The following is a 1,305-nucleotide window of genomic DNA, read 5'->3' on the forward strand; positions in this document are numbered from 1 at the left end:
GCTGTCCCCCCTCCCACCGGTCATCCCGGGTACCCCGGTCACACGCCCCGTACCGGCCGCCGGGCCGGGACGGTGGCCCTGACCACGGTCCTCCTCCTCGCCCTCACCGGGCTGGTCGGCCGATCCGGCGCCGATCCCGGTGTGGCGGGGTGCGCGCTGCCCCGTCACCCGGTGCACCACTCCCTCGGCCTCGCCTCCGGGGGCGGTGGCCCCGACCCCTCCCACCACCCACCCACGGTGGGCGAGCCGGAGGCCGCGATGCTCTTCCTGTCCTTCCCGGACTCCGAGCCGAGCCGCACCCCGGCCACCATCGCCGCCTCGTACTTCCCGGTCACCGCCGACTTCTTCGATCGCGCCTCTTACGGTCGGCTCCGACTCGCCCCGCGGATCGACGACGCGTGGCTGCCCATGCCCCTCCCGTCCACCGCCTACGACATCGGTCGCGACTGGTCGCCCCGGGGCCGGGAGGCGTACCTGCGCGACGCCCTGGGCCTGGTCGCCGAACACCGCCCCCACCTGGCCGGGGCCGACATCCTCTACCTGGTCGCGGACCCGACCGCGCCGGGGGTGGACGCGGACGCCACCAAGGTGGTCAACCTGGAGCGACCCATCACCGTGGCGGGCAACGAACTGCGGCGGGTGGTCACCCTCTTCGAGGGGGAACCGCCGGACCGTCTCGTCCTGGCCCACGAGACCGGCCACGTCCTGGGCCTGCCGGACCTCTACCACCGCCCCGGGCACCCCGGTGGGAACTGGGACCGGTACGTGGGGGACTGGGACCTCATGGGGAGCCAGTTCGGCATGGCCCCCGACCTCTTCGGCTGGCACCGCTGGAAGCTCGGCTGGCTGGACGACCACCAGGTGGCCTGCCCGCCGGTCGGTGGGGTCACCCGGCACGCGCTGCGCCCCCTCGCCGCCCCGCCGGAGCCCGGGGTCCCGCCGGAGGCGGGGGACACCCGGATGGTGGTGGTGCGGACCGGCCCCTCCGAGGCGCTGGTCGCCGAGGCCAGACTGCCGATCGGCAACGACCGGGACCTGTGCACCCCGGGCGTGCTGCTGTACCGGGTGCGGTCCGACGTGGCCTCCACCCGGGGACCGATCGAGGTGATCGACGGCCGGCCCGACGGCTCGGCGTGCCACGGCCGGTCGGTGCGGCCCGAACTGGCCGACGCCCCCCTGGACACCGGGATGTCCCACCACGATCCGGTCTCCGGGGTGCGGTTCGAGGTCGGGGAGCGGGAGCCGGGCGGCGGCTGGTGGCTGCGCGTGATCCGGCCGTGAGGCGGTGGGGAACGGGCCCGGGGG

Annotated in this window: 1 protein-coding gene; it reads left to right on the plus strand. The window is 75.7% G+C overall.

Annotated elements, in window-relative coordinates:
• Positions 1–1,281 (plus strand): M6 family metalloprotease domain-containing protein (locus tag FNQ90_RS23535; RefSeq protein ID WP_323380143.1); only part of this gene is annotated, 1,281 nt, incomplete at its 5' end.
• Between the last annotated feature and the right edge of the window lie 24 nt (positions 1,282–1,305).

The sequence above is a fragment of the Streptomyces alkaliphilus genome, assembly GCF_014141535.1.
Classification (GTDB): domain Bacteria; phylum Actinomycetota; class Actinomycetes; order Streptomycetales; family Streptomycetaceae; genus Streptomyces; species Streptomyces alkaliphilus.